Raw genomic sequence first — 1,258 nt, 5'->3', positions numbered from 1 at the left:
CACTGCTGTCCGGTTAAATTGGCTGGACAGGTTGCATGACATTGATTCTACTCGATTTCGGACGTTTCGCGCCGTTTGGGACACGAGCAGGAGATCAATGTCATGCGGCATCACAATAGCGTTTTTAATTCGCTTCTGAAGCATGTTCCGTGGGGCGTGTTCGATCGGCTTGTGGACAAGCATAAAGCCGATCACAGGGTGCGGCAGCTGACCAGCAAGGGTCAGTTCCTGGCGCTGTTGTTTGGCCAACTGTCTGGGGCAACAAGCCTGCGCGAGATCGAGGCGGGGCTGATGAGCCACTCGGCCCGGCTCTATCATGTCGGTGGATCTCCGGTAGCGCGTACGACACTGGCCGATGCAAATGCCAGGCGGCCGGCAGGCCTTTACGCCGAGCTGTTCGCCCACATGGCCGCTCTGGCCAACCGAGGCACCCGCCGGCAATTGGCCGATGCCGTGCGCATCCTCGATGCCACACGGGTGCAACTGTCTTCGCTCAGCAGCGGATGGGTGAACACCATCAAGGGCGCACGTGCGATCAAGCTGCACATCGTCTTCGACCCGCGCACCCACGCTCCACTCTCGGCAAGCTTCACCGCCCTGAGGACCAACGACATCACCCCGGCCAAGGCGATGCCTGTCGAGCCGGGCATGACCTATGTGTTTGATCTGGCTTACTACGACTTCGCCTGGTGGGCCGCGCTCGACGCCAAGGGCTGCCGCTTTGTGTCCCGCTTGAAGACCCACACCCACCTCGAGGTGACCGCCGAGCAACCAACGCCCGAAGCCGACAATATTCTTTCCGATCGCATCGGTCTGCTGCCGCAGCGCATGGCCCGCTCGCGCCGCAATCCCTTTGCCGATCCGGTGCGCGAGATCACCGTGCGTATCGCAACCGGCAAGATCATCCGTCTCCTCACCAACGATCTCGATGCTTCAGCTGAAGAGATCGCCGACCTCTACAAAGAGCGCTGGCAGATCGAACTGTTCTTCAAGTGGATCAAGCAGAACCTCAAGATACGCCACTTCCTCGGCGCCTCCGAGAACGCCGTGCGTATCCAGATCTTTGTCGCTCTGATCGCCTATCTGCTTCTGCGTGCCGCTCAGGCCACCCAGAAAACCGTCAGACAGCCCTTGGCATTTGCTCGCCTTGTGCGTCTCAACATCATGCACAGACGCTCAATCGAGGCCCTCAAGACCCCACCGCCAATCGAACGCGACGACAGTCAGATGCTACTAGAATTTTAACCGGACAGCAGTG

General features: G+C 59.5%; 1 protein-coding gene. It reads left to right on the top strand.

Going from position 1 to position 1,258, the window contains the following annotated elements; genetic code table 11:
• The first annotated feature begins 102 nt into the window (after positions 1-102).
• Positions 103-1,245 (top strand): IS4 family transposase, encoded by a 1,143-nt coding sequence (locus tag NKI15_RS31905; protein WP_352888184.1) that lies wholly within the window; start codon positions 103-105, stop codon positions 1,243-1,245.
• The last annotated feature ends 13 nt before the right edge of the window (positions 1,246-1,258 follow it).

Source organism: Mesorhizobium sp. M0862 (assembly GCF_040319795.1).
Taxonomy (GTDB): Bacteria; Pseudomonadota; Alphaproteobacteria; order Rhizobiales; family Rhizobiaceae; genus Mesorhizobium.
Note: the sequence above shows the minus strand (reverse complement) of the source record. Positions and strands in the feature narration are given on the sequence as shown.

Coding starts and splice junctions, on each gene's coding strand:
- NKI15_RS31905 (WP_352888184.1), top strand. CDS start 103: ATGCGGCATCACAATAGCGTTTTTAATTCGCTTCTGAAGCATGTTCCG.